Genomic DNA, 18,338 nt, shown 5'->3' on the forward strand with positions numbered 1-18,338 from the left:
CTCGATAGCGAAGACCAGGCCGAGCGCCGCGACGAAATCAAGCATCCGCGTCGCTCGCCATGATCAGGGCCGGGCAGGCGCAGGCTGGGCAGGCGTCGCCGGAGCGCCCGCCTGGCCGTCCTGACGCTGCGCGCTGGGGCCGTTGAAATACCGGAAGAACGGCGAATCCGGTGTCAGCACCATCCGCGTGTCTCCCGGCTTGATGCTGGCCTCATAGGCCTGCATCGAACGGTAGAAGGAGAAGAACTCCGGATCCTTGCCGAAGACTTCGGCGAAGACCTTGTTGCGCTCCGCCTCGCCCGCGCCGCGGATCTCGTCGGAGTGCTGCTGCGCCTCCGCCACGATCACGGTCGAGTCCCTATCGGCCCTGGCGCGGATTTCCTGCGCCTGCTGGCCGCCGAGAGCGCGCGCTTCCGCCGCCTCGCGCTGACGCTCGGTCTGCATGCGCTGGAACACCGCCGCCGAGTTCGCCGCCGGCAGGTCGACGCGCCGCAGCCGGACGTCGACGACCGACATGCCGAAGCGGGCGGCCTCCCGGTTCACGTCGTCGCGGATGCGGTTCATCAGGCGCGTGCGGTCCGTGCGCACCATCGCCGTGAACGTGGCTTCCGCCAGAACCGAGCGGACATTGCCGTTCACGATCGACGCGAGCTGCGAGTTCGCCCGCGGGATGTTGTTGACCGCCTGGTAGAAGCGCAGCGGATCGGAGATCCGGTAGCGCGTGAAGGCATCGACGACGAGACGCTTCTGGTCCGAGGCGATGATTTCCTGGGCCGGCAGGTCGAGATCGAGGATGCGGTTGTCGAGCAGGGTCACCTGCTCGAACGGGGCCGGGAGCTTGAAATACAGGCCCGGCGCCGTGACGACGCTGCGGATCGCGCCGAGGCGCAGGACGAGCGCCGACTGCGTCTGCGAGACCACGAAGGTCGAGGCGTAGAGCACGACGGCGACGATGACGAGGGCGAAAAAGAGCACGCCGCGCAACACGGGGGAGTTCATCGCAGAGCTCCTCCCTGCTGCTGGCCCGGAGCCGGGCGGCGCTGCTGGAGCTGGTCCAGCGGCAGGTAGGGCACGACGCCCTGCCCGTTGCCCGTCGAGTCGAGGATGATCTTGTCGGTCCCGCCCATCACGCGTTCCATCGTCTCCAGGAACAGACGCTCACGCGTCACGCCCGGAGCGTTCTTGTATTGCTCGTAGACCGCGTTGAAGCGGCTGGCCTGACCACGCGCCTCGGCGACGGTCTGCTCCTTGAAAGCCTCCGCCGCCTGGGTGAGCTGCGCGGCGCGGCCGCGCGCCTCCGGCACGACGCGGTTGGCATAGGTCTGCGCCTCGTTGCGCAGGCGCTCCTGGTCGGCGCGAGCCGCCTGGACGTCGCGGAAGGCGTCGATGACCTGCTGCGGCGGGTCGACCTTCTGGAGCTGGACGAGGCTGATCCGCACGCCGGCATTGTAGCCGTTGAGCGTCTCCTGCATCAGCTGGCGCACCTCGGTCTCGATCGCGCCGCGATCGGTCGTCAGCACCGGCTGGATGTTGCGCCGACCGATGATCTCGCGCATCGCGCTCTCGGCCACGGCCTTCACCGTGCCTGGCGGATCCTGGATGTTGAAGACGTAGTTCTCGGGCGCGGCCGGGTCGATCTGCCACTGCACGATGAAGTCGATGTCGACGATGTTCTCGTCGCCGGTGAGCATCAGGCTCTCTTCGATCACGTCGGTCTGGCGCGAGGTGCGCACCGATTCGACCGTCCGGAAGCCGACCTCGGTGGTGACGACGTTCGTCACCTGCGGCTTGACCACGCTGCCGATCGGATAGGGCCAGTTCCAGTTCGGACCTTCGCCCGTCTTGCCGGCGAAGCGGCCGAACACGACGTTGAGGCCGACCTCGTTGGGCCGCACGAAATAGATGCCGGAGCCGAGCCAGATCAGGATCAGGAGCAAGCCTCCGAGAAGGAGCCCACGCCCACCGATATTGCCGCCGGGAACGAGGTTCTTCAGCCGGTCCTGACCGCGCCGCAGCATTTCCTCGAGATCGGGCGGGTTGCCATTGCCCCCGCCACCGCCGCCGGAACCGCCGCCCCAGGGACCGCCGCCGCCATTACCTCCGCGCTGACCCCAGGGACCTCCCCCGCCGCTGCCACCGCCGCTCTGATTGCTCCAAGGCATTCTCGAGCCGTTCCCTTTCGTTCTGTCGAGGCCAAGCCATAAGCAAATGACGGCCGCTTGTCAGCGCCTTCGAGCGAAGGCGCTGGGCTGACTTGGTCATGGGCCATGGATTCGTCAACGGCGCAAGCCATTCATCGTGAACGGAAAGCGGCGATCAGCCGCGCCGGCGATGCGTGACGAAGGTATAGGGGTGATCGTTCTCGGCATCGGCGGGATGATGCTCGTTAGCCCCGGGCTCGAAGGCATCGCGTTCCCAATCCGGGAAGAGCGCGTCGCCTGACGGGTTGGCATGCACGATGGTCAGCTCCAGCCGATCCGCCAGCGGCAGCGCCTGGCGGTAAATCTCGGCGCCGCCCGCGACCACCACGGAATCCACTTCGCTGGCCGCGGCGAGCCGCTGCCCGATCGCCAGGCCCTCGTCGAGCGAATGGGCGACGCTCACGCCCTCGGCCGAAAAGCCGGCATCGCGGGTCAGCACTACGATTTCGCGCCCCGGCAGGGGCTTGCCGATCGACAGGAAGGTCTTGCGTCCCATCAGCACCGGGCGTCCCAGCGTCAGGCTGCGAAAGTGCTTCATGTCGGCCTTGAGCCGCCAGATCAGCCGGTTGTCGTCGCCGATCACGCCATTCTCGGCGACGGCTGCAACCAGAACGACCGGACGTTTCTCCATGGTTCAGACCTCCGCGCCCAGTCGCGCGAGCGCCTCGCCCTCCAGCCGCTTCACGGTCCACTCGTCCTGCGCCTTGGCACCGAGCGCCCGATAGAAAACGCGCGACGGCTCGTTCCAGTTCAGCACCCACCAGGCGAGGCGCGGCAGGCCCTCCGCGACACAGCGCCGCGCCAGCCCGGCGATCAGCGTCTTGCCGATGCCGCGCCCGCGCTGATCCGGCCGCACGAACAGGTCCTCAAGCCAGATGCCGTGCCGGCCCGAGAAGGTCGAATAGGTGTAGAACCACACCGCGAAGCCGACCGGCTCGCCGTCCCATTCGGCGATGTCGCAGAACGCCTTCGGGTTCTCCCCGAACAGGGCTTCCGCGATATCCGCCTCGGTCGCGACGACCTCGTGCAGCAGCTTCTCGTACTCGGCGAGCTCCCGGATGAAACCGAGCACGAGCCCGGCCTCGCCGGGACGGGCGGAGCGGATGGAAAGCGTCATACTGCGATCGGAGCCTTGATGCCGGGATGCGGGTCGTAGTAGCTGATCGTGACATCGGCGAACTGGAAATCCTCCAGCCGCGTCACCGCCGGGTTGAGCGTGAGCTTCGGCAGCGCGCGGGGCTCGCGCGAGAGCTGCAGCCGGGCCTGGTCGAGATGGTTCACATAGAGGTGAGTATCGCCGAAGGAATGCACGAAATCGCCGACGCCCAGCCCCGTCACCTGCGCCACCATATGGGTTAGAAGCGCATAGCTCGCGATATTGAAGGGCACGCCGAGGAAGACGTCGGCCGAGCGCTGGTAGAGCTGGCAGGACAGTTTCCCGTTGGCGACGAAGAACTGGAACAGGCAATGGCAGGGCGCCAGCGCCATCTTCGGGATATCGGCTGGATTCCAGGCCGAGACGATCAGTCGGCGCGAATCCGGATTGCGGCGGATCTCGTTCACCAGCCAGGCGATCTGGTCGATCACCTGCCCGTCCGGCGCCGCCCAGGAGCGCCATTGCCGGCCATAGACCGGGCCAAGATCGCCGTTGGCATCGGCCCATTCGTCCCAGATCGTGACGCCGTTCTCCTGGAGATAGCGCACATTGGTGTCGCCGCGCAGGAACCAGATCAGCTCGTGGATGATCGATTTCAGGTGCAGCTTCTTGGTCGTGACCAGGGGAAACCCTTCCGACAGGTCGAAGCGCATCTGGTGGCCGAAGACGGCGAGCGTACCGGTCCCCGTACGGTCGTCCTTGCGGACGCCCTCGGTGAGGACGCGTTGGAGCAGGTCGTGATACTGGCGCATGGCGACTCTCTGGAAGGCGCGCGACTATAGCGGCTGGAAAACGGCTTGGCCCTGCCCCGCCGGCAGGCATCCCCAGCGTTTGCGGCAGGCCCTGCCAATCCATGGCGGGAGCGTCGCCGCCTCACGCAAACGCGACGGGCCGTGAGGTCGCTTCTCCGCAAACCCGCCCCAATCGGCGCCGCTCATCGCCGCCTTGATTCGCGGGGATAGTGTTATGCCGATCGTCCACCTGCCGCGCCGCCTGCTGGCGGCGCTCGCCCTCAGCGCCCTGCTCGCGCTATCGGCTCATGCGGAGGAAACGTTCGCGAGCGCGACGATCTCGGAGAGCCGGGCCCGCGACATCGCCTGGAGCGCAGGCCTCGTCCATGTCGAGGTGATCATCCGCTCCGGCGATCGCTGGGAGGTCGTCGGCCGCACCGCCGAGGACGACGAGATCAGCCTCGACATCGACATCAAGAATGGACGGATTCTCGATTGAGGCCGGCAAAAGCCTCTATCCCGCACTCTTTCCCGAAAACGCAGGAGAACCCTTTGCCAACGCCGCGGGCTTCCCTATATTCGGAGGTGCCGTTCGCAAGATCGGCTATGGCGATAAACGGATTTCGAAATAAGCCTTTCGGACCCGGGGGCGGTACCCGGCGCCTCCACCCCAGCCCTGCGGCGCGAGCAGCAGGAACTTGCAGCCGAGCGGTTGCAGGGCTGCGGCGGGGGCGAAATAGGATCGACGAGGGTGTAAAGGTTATCCTTTTGCTCGGCATGGTTCCGCCGTTATCGGGCCATTGCATAGTTGCCAACGACAACAATGCTCGGGTTGCCGTCGCCGCGTAAGCGGTGCTGGTTCCCAAACCAAAGCCCTTGCGTTTAGCCGCGTAAGGCGGGGCTCGGAGGCGCCTGGCAACAGAAGCCTCCACTTCTTTTTTTAGGGCCTGCCGGCTGTTCCCGCCGGACGAACAAGCGGAAACCGCTACCCGATGTCCAAGGATGTTCTTCGTTACGATCTCATGGTGCAGGACGCGCTGAAGGGCGTGGTCCGCAAGATCCTGGCGGAGGCGGCCCGCGACGGGCTGCCGGGCGAGCATCATTTCTATGTGACCTTCCGCACCGGCGCGCCGGGCGTGCGCCTGTCGCAGCGCCTGCGCGAGAAGCATCCCGACGAGATGACGATCGTCCTCCAGCATCAGTTCTGGGACCTGAGCGTCGGCGAGCATTCCTTCGAAGTCGGCCTGTCGTTCTCGGGCGTGCCTGAGCGGCTGCTCGTGCCCTTCGACGCGATCTCGACCTTCTTCGATCCTTCCGTCCAGTTCGGCCTGAAATTCGAGGCGCAGGACCAGGCGGAAGATGCCGCTTCGCAGGAAGCGGAGCCCGCGGAGGCTCCGCCGGCACCCGCCAAGATCGTGCCCGCTGCGCTGCCGGCCGCCAAGGGCAAGGCGCCCGCCGCCGAGCCTGCCGCGGCATCCGCCAAGGCGGAGCCGGCCACCGAGGGCGACGACAGCCGGGGCACGGCCGAGGTGGTCAGCCTCGATTCCTTCCGCAAGAAGCCCTGACGACGGACGCCATGACGCAGACGCGCACCGAAACCGATTCCTTCGGCCCGATCGCCGTGCCGGCGGATCGATATTGGGGTGCGCAGACCCAGCGCTCCCTCGAGAATTTCAAGATCGGCGGCGAGAGCGAGCGCATGCCGCTGCCGCTCGTCCATGCGCTGGTGCTGGTCAAGAAGGCCGCCGCCCATGTCAACGCCAAGCTCGGCCTGCTCGACCAGCGCGTCGCCGGCGCCATCGCCCATGCCGCAGACGAGGCGCTCGCCGGCAAGTTCGACGGACATTTCCCGCTGGTGATCTGGCAGACCGGCTCCGGCACCCAGTCGAACATGAACGCCAACGAGGTCCTGGCGAACCGCGCCAACGAACTGCTCGGCGCAGGGCTCGGCGCCAAGAGCCCCGTCCATCCCAACGACCACGTCAATCGCGGCCAGTCCTCGAACGATTCCTTCCCGACCGCGATGCATATCGCGGCGGCGCTGGAGATCACGCGGCGCCTGCTGCCGGCCCTGCGCAATCTCGAAAAGGCACTGAACGCTAAGGCCGAGGCCTTCAAGCACCTCGTCAAGATCGGACGCACCCATCTCCAGGACGCGACGCCGGTCACGCTCGGCCAGGAATTCTCGGGCTATGCGATGCAGCTTCATCTCGGCATCGGCCGGATCGAGGCGGCGCTTGGCGGGCTCTATGCGCTGGCGCAAGGCGGCACGGCCGTCGGCACCGGCCTCAATACCCATCCCGACTTCGCCGCCCTCTTCGCCAAGGAGGTCGCGACGCTGACCGGCCTGCCCTTCCGCAGCGCCGACAACAAGTTCGAGGCGCTGGCGAGCCATGGTGCGCTCGCCGCCGCCCATGGCGCGCTCGCCGCGCTCTCTTCCGACCTGTTCAAGATCGCCAACGATATCCGCCTGATGGGCTCCGGTCCGCGCTCGGGCCTCGGCGAGATCAGCCTGCCGGAGAACGAGCCGGGCTCCTCGATCATGCCGGGCAAGGTCAATCCCACCCAGGCCGAGGCGCTGACCATGGTCGCGACCCAGGTCCACGGCAACCAGGCGACGATCGGCTTCGCCGCCAGCCAGGGCCATTTCGAGCTCAACGTCTTCAAGCCGGTGATCGCTGCCGCATTCCTCCAGTCCGTCCGGCTGCTCGCCGATGCGGCCGAGAGCTTCCGCGTCAACTGCGTCGAGGGCATCGAGGCCAATGAGCCGCAGCTCAAGGAGCTGCTCTCGCGCTCGCTGATGCTGGTGACGGCGCTGGCCCCCGCGATCGGCTACGACAAGGCCGCCAGCATCGCCAAGGCCGCCCATCACAACGGCACGACGCTCCGCGACGAGGCGCTGAAGGCCGGTGTCGATGCCGAGCTCTTCGACAAGACGGTCAAGCCCGAGCTGATGCTCGGCCCGCACTGACGCGAGGTTCGCCCGGTGGCCGAGATCATCAACCTCCGCCAGGCCCGCAAGCAGAAGGCCCGCGCCGCGGCTGAAAAGACGGCCGAGCAGAACCGCATCTCCTTCGGCCGCACCAAGGCCGAGCGCAAGCTGACCGAGGCCGAGCGCGACAAGGCCGCCCGCCATATCGACGGGCACAAGCGCGACCGCGACAAGCCGGAGCCGGCATGAAGCCCGAGCGCAAGCGCTCGCTCAGCATCGCCGGCCACCGCACCAGCATTTCGCTGGAAGCGCCCTTCTGGGAAGCCCTGAAGGAGATCGCGGCAAGCGAGGACCGTCCCATCGCCGCCCTCGTCGCCGAGGTCGATTCCGGACGAGGGGAGCTTAACCTTTCCTCCGCGCTGCGACTGCATGCGCTGGCGCATTACCGGAAGCTCGCGGGCGGCTCTTAAGCCGTGCGGTCAACGACCGCCCAGCTCCCGGTCGAAACCACCTTTGTCATTCCGGGGCTTCGCATAGCGAAGAACCCGGAACCCACGACTGGGTGAGCCGTCTGCAAGGAGGAATCAGATGTCCCACCCAGTCGTGGGTTCCGGGTTCGCACCTGCGGTGCGCCCCGGAATGACTAGGGTTCCACTTGTGAGACCAGCATGATCGGCGACGGCTACGTCACCAATCCAAAAATCAGCATATTCAAGCGCTTGCCAGAAACTTCGGAATCAAGCCGCGAAGCGGTTGAATCAAGCTCTCAACGCAACGGCGTGCCACGGGGCTGCGTCCCGGGCTGAAGCTGCATCGGCGGCGGCAATGGTGCGGCGCCGCCGGTCGGAGCCTGTACCGCGCCTTCCGGCGAGCTGCTGAGCGGCGCTCCGGGCAAAACGAGAGGACCGGGCTGCACGGGCGGCTGCGGCGGCGCGGGTTGTGCTGCAGCCCGTTCGGCAGCAGCAGCCGCGCGCTCGGCCGCAGCGCGTGCGCGTTCCTCGGCCTCCGCCCGACGGCGCGCTTCCAGCTCCGCCCGCGCCTGCTCGGCGCGCCTCAACTCCTCGGCGCGCTTCTCCTCGGCCAGACGACGCTGCTCCTCGACACGCCGCGCCTCTTCCTGGCGCTTCTCTTCGGCGATGCGGGCCTCTTCCTGCGCCTTCAGGAACTCGCCCAGCTTCCGCTCGTTCTCGCGCATCTCGCGCTCGGCCCGCAGGCGCCTCGAATACATCGCGCGCTCGCGCGCATCCGCCTCGAAGGCCTCGACGCGCTCGATCTCGCGCGCCAGAGCCCGCGCCGCGACCGTATTCGACAGGGCGCTGACATCGCTCTCGCGCCGAAGGTTCGACAAGGGTCCGCGCCAGGCGATGCCGATCTGCGGCGCGTCGCCCGGCCAGCCCTTCGGCAGGGCGCCGAGCGGCCTCAGGCCGAGCCTGAGATCGGCGGTCAGCGCGCGCAGGTCGAGAATGCCGCTCGCCTCGGCGCGCAGGCCGTTGCGCTCGAAGGCGAAGGGCTGGAGCCGGACCAGGCCGCCCGCCAGCGTGAAGGGCAGCGTGACGTCACCGAGCGCCCAGGCATCCCTGTCGAGCGCCTCGCTCAGGCGATCCTGCAGCCGCGATGCATCGCTCTCGGACGCGTCCTCGCCGGTGCCGGCGATGATCCGCGCATAGGCGTTGGGATCGAACCGCGCGAGGCGCGTGCCGGTCAGCGCAAGGCTGCCCGCGCCGCTCAGGCCGGCGACCAGCCGCGCCGGCGTCTCGCCCGAGCCGCCGAACTCGACCTGCCCCGAGGCCTTGCCGCCCATCGCGCCCTTGGTGAATTCGCCGAGATCGACCGCCATCAGGCTGAGCCGCCCGTTGAGCTGGGCGAGCCCGCCATCGCGCCGCAGACCGAGCCGCCCCGCGACCTGCCCGCCGCCATAGCTGCCGCGGAGATCGTCGATCCGGAGCCCGTCCTGATCCGAGCGCAGGGAGAAGCTCGCGTTGCGGATCGTCCCGCCGTCGAAGGCGAGGAGCGTCCCGGTCTCGACCGCGATATCGAAATCGGGGAAGCCCGCCACGCGCCCGAAGCGCCCCGTCGACCAGAGCGCGTTCGGCGTCGCCGCCACCTGCCCAAGCGCGGCGCCGATCAGCGGGCGCAGATCGGCAGCCGGCACAGCGATGCGCCCGGATGAGCGCCCTTCGCGCGGCAGCAGCAGCGAGCCATTCACCGCCATGCCGCCGAGATTGGCGGTGATCTCATCGAGCCGGATCGCCTCCTCGGAGAGGGCGAGCCGCGCGGACGCATCGATCACGCCGTCCGGCAGCAGGCGCGCCGGCCCTTCCGCGAGAACCTGCCCCGGTCCGTCCGCTTGCAGTGTCAGTCGCGGGCCTTGCCCGCCATCCTCGACGACAACAGAAAGCCCCTGCCCTGCGAGCGAGCCGGTCGCCTTGCCGCCGTCCAGTTCGAGAGTGAAACGCCCCGCCCCGCCCTGCTGCGGCAATGGCAGGCCCAGAGCCGCAAACGCCTGCCGCCGGTCATTGAGCTCGAAGCCGAGCGCAGCCCGGTTCCAGTTGCCTGCCTTGTCGAGCCGGCCGTCGAGCTTGAGCCTGCCGGCCGAGGCCGTGCCTTCCGCGGACAGGCTGGTCTCGCCCGAAGCCGCGCGCGTCAGGCGGAAGCCGGCATCGAGCCGCGCCAGCCCCTCGCCGACGCGCTGAAGCGCCTGGATTGCCGTTTCCGGCAGCAGCGGCCCAGCCAACGCGGTGAGCGTCTCGAAGCGCGGCGCCCGGACGCGCCCGGAAATCTCGCCGCCCTCCGCCAGCAGCGCGCCTGCGCCGGTGACGACAACGCCGCCGAAGCCGTCGACCGACAACCGGCTCAGCCGCCAGACATCGCCTTCGCGCCTGAGGTCGAGATTGGCAGAACCCGGCGGGGCATTGCGGAACCGGACATTGGTGAGCGCAAGCTCCAGCGCCACATCGCGCTGCCGGAGCAGCCCGGACAGGCTGTTGCCGGGCGGCAAGGTATCGAGCGAGAGCCCGTTCACGGCCGCCTTCGCGGCGATCCGGTTCGGCGCGATCTCGCCGGAGGCATCGAGGCGCAGGCCCGACGAACCCGCGACGAGCAGGCGCTGGAACCGCCCGCCTTGGCCCGTCCAGGCTCCGACGATATCGGCATCGATCCGCCCGAGCCTAGCGATGAAATCGGCCAGCGCCGAGTCGAGCCCGGCCCGCGACAACACCAGCCCGACGCGCCGCGCATCGTCGGCTTTGAGATTGAGCCGGCCCGAAGCGCCGTTCCCATCGAGATTGCCGCTGGCACCGATCAGCGCGCCTGCCACGCGCACGGACGCCGAGGCATCGCTCAAGCCGCCATCGTGCAGATGCCCGCGCAAGGCCAGGGCCGAAAAATCCTCGCCGCGCCAGATCAGCTGGTCGAGATCGAGGTTGACGTCGAAGGCGCCCGGCAGCCCCTGCAAGGCGCGCTCGAAACCCTGCCGTTCGGCCAGCGCCGTCGCCAGCGCATCGGCGTCGAGCCGGCGCGCGCGCAATGCCAGCGAGCCCTTGCCCGTGCCGGGGAGATACTGCCCCTCGCCTTCCAGCCGCGCCGCGCCGCCCGCGACGTCCAGAGCAAGCCCGGACAGGTCGAGCTGGCGGCTGCCGCCCTTGACCCGGCCGGCGAGCGCGACCGCCCCGCCCGGCGAAAGATTGAAGGCGCCATCCAGTTCCGCTCCGACGCCCTCGCCCCCCTTCGGAAAGAGCAGCGCTCCGTCGAAGCCGAGCTGCAGGTCCTCACCGGTGAGATAGGCCTTGGTCCGCAGCCGCCCGTCGGCCTCGATCTCGCCGGTGGTGACGCGCAGCGAGGCGCCCGCGACCTCGCCCTCGAAGCGCCAGGGGCCGGCGAGACTCACCGCCGACATGTCGGCCGCGATCGGCGACAGCACGACGGCGGGCTTCCCGGCTTCGCGCCAGATCAGGGTCGACCGGCTTATCGTCAGGCGGTCGAGGCTCGCCCCGGCCGGGATGCCCGTGCCGCGGCGCTCGGGCAGGCGAATGATCCCCGCCTCATCCAGCGAGAGGGAAACGGCAGCGCCATCGAGCCGGGCTTCGGAGAAGCGGAACTCGCCGCGCGCCAAAGCCGCCAGTGCCAGCTCCACGGTCGCATGCTCAGCCCTGGCGGAACTCGCCGAGCCGTCGCCCGGCCCGATCCGGACGTCCTCCAGCGCGATGCGCGGAGACGGCAGCAAACGCAGGCCGATCCCGCCGCCGATCTGCGTCTCGACGCCCAGCGCCTCGCTCAACCGGGCCTCGATCTGCGGCCGATAGCTGCGCCAGTCGACGAAGCCGGGGCCGATCAGGGCCGCCAGCAGCGCCAGGACCAGCAGTCCGGCCAGAACTGTCAGACTCTCACGCAAATTCCGCTGCCTGCCCCTGTCGCTCGTGGAATGGTGTCGCTTTCCGGCCCGCCCCGACCTTGCGACCGGACCATGCCGTCATTCCGGGCTTGCCCCGGAATCCATCCTAGAGCGATACGCCCTACGATGGATTCCGGATCGGCGCCGCCAAAGGCGGCTTGTCCGGAACGACAGGTCCGTTTCATCGCAAGGGCGGCCAGCGCCGCAATGTCCCATCCTGCCCGCAAGTCGCGGCGAGATCACGACATTTCGGCGAACCCCGCAGGTAGCGCAAGCCGCAACGGCGTCACAGGGCGACGATTTTTCCGGGATTGAGGATGTTGCGCGGGTCGAGCGCCCGCTTCAGCGTGCGCATCACCGCGAGCGCCTCGGCCCCGTGCTCCTGCTCCAGATATTTCATCTTCTTCTGGCCGACGCCGTGTTCGCCGGTGCAGGTGCCGCCCATCGCGAGCGCCCGCTTCACCAGCCGGTCGATGAAGGCCTGCGCCCGCTCGACCTCCGCCGTATCCGCCAGATCGACCAGCGGCTGCGTGTGGAAATTGCCGTCGCCGACATGGCCGGCGATCGGCGCGATCAGGCCGGAGGCCTCGATATCGCGCTTGGTCTCCTCGACGCATTCGGCCAGCCGCGAGATCGGCACGCAGACATCGGTCGCCACCGAGTCGAAGCCGGGGCGCAGCGCCTTGGCCGCCCAATAGGCGTCATGGCGCGCCTGCCAGAGCTTGGAGCGGTCCTCGGCCTTGGTCGCCCATTCGAACGGCCCGCCGCCGAACTCGGCCGCGATCTCGCCGAAGCGCTCGGACTGCTCCTTCACGCCGGCTTCCGTGCCGTGGAACTCGACGAAGAGCATCGTCGTCTCCGGCAGCCCGAGCTTGGCATGCAGGTTGACGCCGCGGATCATCACGTCGTCGAGCAGTTCGATGCGCGCGACCGGCAGGCCGGACTGGATCGTGATGATGGTCGCGTCGCAGGCCGCCTTCACCGAGGGGAACGGACAGACGCCGGCGGAAACCGCTTCCGGAATGCCGTGCAGCTTTAGCGTCACCTCGGTGATGATGCCGAGCGTGCCTTCCGAGCCGACGAGCAGGCGGGTGAGATCGTAGCCGGCCGAGGTCTTGCGGGCCCGCGTCGAGGTTTTCACGATCGAGCCGTCGGCCATCACCGCGGTCAGCGCCAGGACATTGTCTTTCATCGTTCCATAGCGGACGGCATTGGTGCCCGAGGCCCGCGTCGCCGCCATGCCGCCGAGCGAGGCATCCGCGCCGGGGTCGATCGGGAACATCAAACCCTGGTCGCGCAGATGCTCGTTGAGCTCCTTGCGGGTAACGCCGGCCTCGACCACGACGTCGAGATCCTCGGCATGAACCGCGATGATCCGCTTCATCTGCGACATGTCGATGCAGACGCCGCCGAAGACGGCGTTGACATGGCCTTCCAGCGAGGTGCCCGTGCCGAAAGCGATGACCGGCACGCCATGCGTAGCGCAGAGCTTCACGATCTCGGAGACTTCGTCCGTGCTCTGCGGAAACACCACCGCATCCGGCGGCTGGTTCGGAATCCAGGTCAACGTATGGCCGTGCTGCTGGCGCACGGCTAGGCTGGTGACGAGCCGGTTGCCGAAGCTCGCCGCCAAGCCTTGCGTCACCGCCGCGATCGCCTCCGGCGAGGGCGGCAGCACTGCGGCCCGGACAGGGCTGTCATGAGGAGCGGCGTCGGGCAGGCTCATTGTCAACATCCGGTTTTGGCGGTTAGATTTCGATCGGATCGTTTTCGCAATTGGTTACGCTTCGACATGGTCCTGCCATACTGGCCGGCCCAAAATGCTGACGCCCATTGCGAGCGATGCATACTAGATCATGCGACGGTCGAATGGGCAGCGGCAATAATGCCGCCGGCCCTTGAACGAGGCGCCTGTCAGGGAGGCGAACATGAAACACGATACGCGCGCCCCGGCGCTGTTCTTCGCGCCCTTCGTCTCATCGGCGATGCGGGTCGAGCCGCAATGGATCGACTATAACGGCCATCTCAACATGGCCTATTACCATGTGCTGTTCGACCGGGCGGTCGACGAGGTCTTCTCGCTGGTCGGCCTCACCCGCGACTATGTCGAGACCCGCCACGCCTCCACCTTCACGGCGGAGTGCCATGTCCTCTACAAGCGCGAATTGACCGAGGGCGATCTCGTCCGCGTCACCGCGCAGCTCATCGCCTTCGACGACAAGCGTCTGCATTATTATCTGGAGATGCGCCACGCCAACGAGGGCTGGCTCGCGGCGACCAGCGAGAACCTGTCGCTGCATGTCGACATGATCAATCGCAAGGTCACGCCCTTCCCGGCCGATATCCTCGCCAATATCGCCCTGATGAAGGCGGCCCACAGCATGATGCCGCTGCCGGCCACGATCGGCCGCATGATCGGCATGCCCCGGAAATCCGCCATACGGGTCGACGAGGCCGCCGAGGAGCGCGAGACCGAGGCGGCCACCGAAACGCGGCACTGAAAGCACGGCGCCGTCAGGCCCCGCCTTTGCTCACCACCGCATGCACCGCATAGCCGCGATAGGGCGCGTCAATCCGGCAATCGGCCCCGGCCGCTTCGGCCACCGCTCGCACGATCTCGGCCAAATCCTCGCGCGGCGTGACATGGAATAGCTCGAGCCAGCGCAGCAGCACCGCCTTGAACGGCGCCGGCAACCCGGCCTGATCGCCGAAATCGACGATATGCAGGGAACCGCCCGGAGCAAGCCGGCGCAAAGCCTCGGCGATGACGCCTTGCCAGGGCGGAATCATCGACAGCGCATAGGAGATGACGATCCGGTCGAAGCCGGCGCGGCCGAACAACGCCCGCGGATCGAAGCCGGTGGCATCCGCCTGCGCGAGCCTGATCCGCGGCTCCAGCCCCGCCTTCGCGATAGAACCTTGCGCCGTCAGCAGCATCGCGCTGGAAACGTCGAGTCCGTAGCAGGCGCAATCTGGATAGCGCTGCGCGATCCGGATCAGGTTGCGCCCGGTGCCGCAGCCGATCTCCAGCACGCTCCCGCCCTTCGGCGGCTGCAACCCGTCAATCAATTGGTCGCGGCCGAGTAGGTAGAACTTCCGGCTGGCGTCGTAGATATGGCGCTGGTGCCGGTAGATCCGGTCCATCAGCCCGGCGGCCGAGCCTGCCGACGCATCGGCGGCACTCACCGCGTCTGCCCCTTGAGCACATAGAGGTGGAAGCCGCCATAGATCGCCGAGCGGTCTTGCCGGCAGAGCTCGCGGCTCGTCTCCTCTTCGTAATGCCAGAGGTCGAGGATCGCAGCCGGCACACGCCCCGGCAGCAGGCGCTCGTCGGCGGCGGTGCGGAAGATCACCCGCGCCCCCGGCCGGGCCGTGCGCGTGATCTGCGACCATAGTGCCGTCAGATCGACATCGTTCATCCAGTCCTGCGCATCGAGCAGCACATAGGCGTCGCAGCTCTCCGCCGGCTGGTCTTCCAGGAATGCCGTGACCGCGCTCTGGCGATAGGAAACGCCGGGAGCCCGCTCCTTCACCGCCGCGAAATGCCGGGGCTGGAGATAGGGCGGGAGCGCCGCATCCGGCCCGTCGCCATAGCGCCGCCCGAAGGCCTGCTGGGCGAAGTAGTTGTCCTTGAGGTCGAAATCGCAGGCCAGGCGCTCCAGCCGGAGCTTCAGCGCACCGAGAATGCCGTCCTCGCCATCGGCGGCCAGCGCCTTGTACTGCGCCGGCGGGATGCCGAGCCCGTAGAGCGAGGCCGGCTGGCGCACCAGCCAGCGTACCAGCTTGCGCCCGAAGACCGGCGCGAGATGCTTGTCGTAGAGCGCCCGCTGCTCTGCGAGATCGCGCGCCGCCAGCATCGCCTTGGGATTGCCGCCGAGCAATCGCGCCAGCACATGGCCAGTGCCGATGAAGCGCCCGAGCAGGCCGTAGCGGTGGAATCCACGGGCGAAGAGGTTGATCCGGCGTTGCCCGTTCAGCCCCCGCCCCTCCCAGTAGCCGCGCGACACGGCGTCGAGATGACCCGCGATCTCGCGATCGTAGCGCGCGACATTGGCGCGATCCTTCGCCCGGCCGAAGAAGCGCAGGAACTCCTCCTGTCGCTCCATCCGCGCCAGCGCCGCGAGCTTGAGCTTGCCGAGCGCGATATGGGTGGCATTGAGATCGACCGCGCTCACCTGGATCGGCGCCGCCGTCAGATAGGACAGGATGTTGCAGGAGCCCGACGCGATCGCCACGACATGGTCGCCGGCCTTGAGCTGCAGCGCCGCCATGTCGACGACCGGATCCTCCCAGATCTGCGGATAGACCAGCCCCGAGAAGGCGCGGGCGAACAGCCATTCCAGCATGCCGGCCTTTGAGAGCGTCTTGCTGCGCCGGACGGCCTGTTCCAGGCCCGAGCTCGTCATGCGGCGGGCCGCGCGTGCCGTTTGGGTCGCCTGTTGCGTCACCGGTTTTTCCTCCCTGTGCGGGTGCCGGGCAGCTAGAGGAGTCGCGTGACGGTCCGGTGACGATGCTGCCGCGATTGCCACGGCATCGTGAAACGACCGGAGATCAGCGGGGCTGAAATCTCACGCGCAAAGCCCCATATTGGCGGCACGAAAACCGATGAGGCGCTCCCGCCAGGAAGGAGATCGCAATGGGTCTGATGAGCATGTTCGGAGCCGAGAAGAAGCAGGACGAAACCTTCCCCTTCCAGCTCACGGACGCCGAATGGCGCGCGCGGCTGACGCCGGAGCAATATCGCATCCTGCGCGGCCACGGCACCGAGCGGGCCGGCTCCTGCGCGCTGAACTACGAGAAGCGCGCCGGCACCTTCTCCTGCGCCGGCTGCGGCCAGAAGCTGTTCAAGTCCGGCAAGAAATTCGAGAGCGGCACCGGCTGGCCGAGCTTCGACCAGCCTCTGGAGGGCTCGGTCGGCACCACCGAGGACCGCAGCTACGGCATGCTCCGCGTCGAGGTTCATTGCGCGAATTGCGGCGGCCATCTCGGCCACGTTTTCCCCGACGGCCCGCCCCCGACCGGCCTGCGCTACTGCATAAACGGCGAGGCGATGAATTTCGAGCCGGAAGCAGCTTGAGAGGGGCCCGTCATGCTCGGGCTCGACCCGAGCATCTCGTGACGGAAAAGCGATGAAGAGATGCCCGGGTCAAGCCCGGGCATGACGTTTCAAACAGCCGGTACCGCCCGCCGCGCCAGCGCCGCAGCATCGACAGCCGACGGCAGATCGCCGAACTGTCCCGACCAGCCGCCATCCAGCCGCGTCGCGATGAAGGCATCCGCCACCGCTGTCGGCGCATGCCGCAGCAGCAACGAGCCCTGCAGCATCAACGCCAGCTTCTCGGTCAATCGTCGCGCCTGCCCCTCGTTGCGCATCATCTCCGGCAACGCGCCCTCCAGCCGTTTCAACGCCGCATCGTAGCGCCGGTCCGCCCCCGCAACCGCCAACAGCTCTGCCCGCAGCACATCGACCGCCCCCTCCTCGCGCACCAGCGAACGCAGCACGTCGAGGCAGATGACATTGCCCGAGCCCTCCCAGATCGCGTTGAGCGGCGCCTCCCGATAGAGCCGCGCCATCGGGTTCTCCTCGATGAAACCATTGCCGCCATGGCATTCCAGCGCCTCGGTGACGACCGCGGGCGCGCGCCGCGTGATCCAGTATTTCGCGATCGGCGCCCCGACCCGCGCCAGCAGGCGCTCGCTCGCGGACTCATCCTGCCGGTCGAGCGCCGCGAACAGCCGGAAGGCGAGCCAGGCCGCAGCCTCCGCTTCGATCGCGATATCGGCGAGCACGTTCTGCATGATCGGATGGTCGATCAGCGCCTTCTGGAAGGCGCGGCGATGCTGCGCATGATGCGCCGCGAGCGACACCGCCATCCGCATCAGCCCGGAGGATGCCGCCGCGATATCGAGCCGCGAATTGTGGTTCATCGACAGCCCGGTTCGGATGCCGCGGCCAGGCTCGCCGATCAGATGACCGATCGCGCCCCTGAACTCGACCTCGGAGGAAGCATTCGAGCGGTTGCCGACCTTGTCCTTCAAGCGCTGGATCGCGACGCCGTTGCGCGACCCGTCCGGCAGCCAGCCGGGAACGACGAAGCAAGAGATGCCCTCGCCCGTCCGCGCCAGCGTCAGGAAGACGTCGGAATGCGGCACCGAGAAGAACCACTTCCGGCCATGCAGCGAGAAGGTACCGTCGCGATTGTCCTCAGCCACGGTTTGCGTCTGCCTCAGATCCGAACCGCCCTGCGTCTCTGTCATCGCCGTGCCGACGGTCGCGCCCGTCTTCAGATGCGCCGGCCCCTGCCGCGGATCGTAGCGGTTCGACGTGACGAGCGCCCCCCATTGCGCCCACAGCCCCGCATCCTGCTTCAGCACCGGCACGGCGGCATAGGTCATGCTGATCGGGCAGCAGATGCCGCTTTCAGCGCCGTACCAGAGATACTGCAAGGCAGCCCGCGCCACTTGCGCACCAGGCTCCGGCCGGTTCCAGGCCAGCGCATGCGTCTCCTGCCCGATGGCGAGCCCCATCAACTCGTGCCAGGCCGGGTGGAAGGTGATCTCGTCGATCCGGTTGCCGAAGCGATCGAAGGCTTTCAGCTCGGGAGAATATCGGTTGGCGAGATACGCAAGTTCCTGTACCCGCGCCGAACCGACCACCCGGCCCGTCTCATGCAGCCGCTCCTTCGCCCAGACGGCGCCGAAGGCGGCAATGATCCCCGGCAGCACCGGATCGGCGGCGAAGGCGTCGTAATCGGCCAGCGCCGGCACCTGATTGCTGACCTCCCAGCGTTCCGTTCCGCCCTGTCCGGTCATTACTGCCACCTCCCTGTGGAACGGGATATAAAATGATCGCTCCGGCAGGGCGCAATCCTGACATCGACGCCCTATATTCGCCGGAGAACGAATCACGCACGAGCAGCGCATACCC

The 18,338-nt window shown here is 67.9% G+C and carries 17 protein-coding genes and 1 other RNA gene; 8 read left to right on the forward strand and 10 right to left on the reverse strand.

Going from position 1 to position 18,338, the window contains the following annotated elements:
• Positions 1 to 63: 63 nt before the first annotated feature.
• From hflC to JHD80_RS16720, 5 genes are all read right to left on the reverse strand, one after another.
• Positions 64 to 999, reverse strand: coding sequence for a protease modulator HflC (gene hflC / locus JHD80_RS16700; RefSeq protein WP_199089511.1), 936 nt, complete (start codon positions 997 to 999; stop codon positions 64 to 66).
• Positions 996 to 2,162: an FtsH protease activity modulator HflK gene (hflK, locus tag JHD80_RS16705; protein WP_199089513.1), complete on the reverse strand. Its 1,167-nt coding sequence runs from the start codon at positions 2,160 to 2,162 to the stop codon at positions 996 to 998. The genes hflC and hflK overlap by 4 nt, the downstream gene beginning before the upstream one ends.
• A gap of 154 nt (positions 2,163 to 2,316) precedes the next feature.
• Positions 2,317 to 2,832 (reverse strand): dihydrofolate reductase, encoded by a 516-nt coding sequence (locus JHD80_RS16710; RefSeq protein ID WP_199089515.1) that lies wholly within the window; start codon positions 2,830 to 2,832, stop codon positions 2,317 to 2,319.
• Positions 2,833 to 2,835: 3 nt separating this feature from the next.
• The gene (locus JHD80_RS16715; RefSeq protein WP_199089517.1) at positions 2,836 to 3,318 is read right to left on the reverse strand and encodes a GNAT family N-acetyltransferase; all 483 of its coding nucleotides are present in this window, start codon (positions 3,316 to 3,318) and stop codon (positions 2,836 to 2,838) included.
• Positions 3,315 to 4,109: a thymidylate synthase gene (locus tag JHD80_RS16720; protein ID WP_199089519.1), complete on the reverse strand. Its 795-nt coding sequence runs from the start codon at positions 4,107 to 4,109 to the stop codon at positions 3,315 to 3,317. Before JHD80_RS16720 ends, JHD80_RS16715 begins: the two co-directional genes overlap by 4 nt.
• A gap of 214 nt (positions 4,110 to 4,323) precedes the next feature.
• Between JHD80_RS16720 and JHD80_RS16725 the strand changes: the two genes are divergently transcribed.
• The 6 genes from JHD80_RS16725 (at position 4,324) to JHD80_RS16750 (ending at position 7,490) form a co-directional block, all read left to right on the forward strand.
• Entirely contained in the window at positions 4,324 to 4,587 is a 264-nt protein-coding gene (locus tag JHD80_RS16725; protein WP_199089521.1) for a PepSY domain-containing protein, read from the forward strand.
• A gap of 48 nt (positions 4,588 to 4,635) precedes the next feature.
• Positions 4,636 to 5,021: a transfer-messenger RNA gene (gene ssrA / locus JHD80_RS16730) on the forward strand.
• A gap of 59 nt (positions 5,022 to 5,080) precedes the next feature.
• Positions 5,081 to 5,653: an SspB family protein gene (locus JHD80_RS16735; RefSeq protein WP_199089523.1), complete on the forward strand. Its 573-nt coding sequence runs from the start codon at positions 5,081 to 5,083 to the stop codon at positions 5,651 to 5,653.
• An 11-nt stretch (positions 5,654 to 5,664) separates the two neighbouring features.
• Positions 5,665 to 7,059: a class II fumarate hydratase gene (gene fumC / locus JHD80_RS16740; protein ID WP_199089525.1), complete on the forward strand. Its 1,395-nt coding sequence runs from the start codon at positions 5,665 to 5,667 to the stop codon at positions 7,057 to 7,059.
• Positions 7,060 to 7,074: 15 nt separating this feature from the next.
• Positions 7,075 to 7,269: a DUF4169 family protein gene (locus JHD80_RS16745; protein WP_199089527.1), complete on the forward strand. Its 195-nt coding sequence runs from the start codon at positions 7,075 to 7,077 to the stop codon at positions 7,267 to 7,269.
• Positions 7,266 to 7,490, forward strand: coding sequence for a ribbon-helix-helix domain-containing protein (locus JHD80_RS16750; protein ID WP_199089528.1), 225 nt, complete (start codon positions 7,266 to 7,268; stop codon positions 7,488 to 7,490). The genes JHD80_RS16745 and JHD80_RS16750 overlap by 4 nt, the downstream gene beginning before the upstream one ends.
• Positions 7,491 to 7,786: 296 nt before the next feature.
• Here JHD80_RS16750 and JHD80_RS16755 read toward each other — a convergent pair whose 3' ends face one another.
• Complete coding sequence (locus JHD80_RS16755) at positions 7,787 to 11,410, reverse strand: AsmA family protein (protein WP_199089530.1); 3,624 nt, start codon at positions 11,408 to 11,410, stop codon at positions 7,787 to 7,789.
• A 286-nt stretch (positions 11,411 to 11,696) separates the two neighbouring features.
• Complete coding sequence (locus tag JHD80_RS16760) at positions 11,697 to 13,136, reverse strand: FAD-binding oxidoreductase (RefSeq protein ID WP_199089532.1); 1,440 nt, start codon at positions 13,134 to 13,136, stop codon at positions 11,697 to 11,699.
• 202 nt (positions 13,137 to 13,338) lie between these two features.
• On the opposite strand from JHD80_RS16760, the gene JHD80_RS16765 reads away from it, so the two are divergent.
• Positions 13,339 to 13,911 (forward strand): thioesterase family protein, encoded by a 573-nt coding sequence (locus tag JHD80_RS16765; protein ID WP_199089534.1) that lies wholly within the window; start codon positions 13,339 to 13,341, stop codon positions 13,909 to 13,911.
• A 13-nt stretch (positions 13,912 to 13,924) separates the two neighbouring features.
• Here the strand turns inward: JHD80_RS16765 and JHD80_RS16770 are convergent, their stop codons facing one another.
• On the reverse strand, positions 13,925 to 14,554 hold the full coding sequence (locus tag JHD80_RS16770) for a class I SAM-dependent methyltransferase (RefSeq protein WP_199089588.1): 630 nt from the start codon (positions 14,552 to 14,554) through the stop codon (positions 13,925 to 13,927).
• Between the two features lie 38 nt (positions 14,555 to 14,592).
• Positions 14,593 to 15,816 carry a BtaA family protein gene (locus tag JHD80_RS16775; RefSeq protein ID WP_199089536.1) on the reverse strand — a complete coding sequence of 408 codons (1,224 nt, stop codon included), beginning with the start codon at positions 15,814 to 15,816 and terminating at the stop codon, positions 14,593 to 14,595.
• 239 nt (positions 15,817 to 16,055) lie between these two features.
• Here JHD80_RS16775 and msrB point away from each other — a divergent pair, with 239 nt between their 5' ends.
• The gene (gene msrB / locus JHD80_RS16780) at positions 16,056 to 16,487 is read left to right on the forward strand and encodes a peptide-methionine (R)-S-oxide reductase MsrB (RefSeq protein WP_248311606.1); all 432 of its coding nucleotides are present in this window, start codon (positions 16,056 to 16,058) and stop codon (positions 16,485 to 16,487) included.
• Between the two features lie 89 nt (positions 16,488 to 16,576).
• Here the strand turns inward: msrB and JHD80_RS16785 are convergent, their stop codons facing one another.
• A complete protein-coding gene (locus JHD80_RS16785) occupies positions 16,577 to 18,223 on the reverse strand; it encodes an acyl-CoA dehydrogenase family protein (protein WP_199089538.1) in 1,647 nt (548 codons plus the stop codon).
• Between the last annotated feature and the right edge of the window lie 115 nt (positions 18,224 to 18,338).

Origin of the sequence: Allobosea sp. ASV33 (assembly GCF_016428755.1) — a bacterium.
Classification (GTDB): Bacteria; Pseudomonadota; Alphaproteobacteria; order Rhizobiales; family Beijerinckiaceae; genus Allobosea.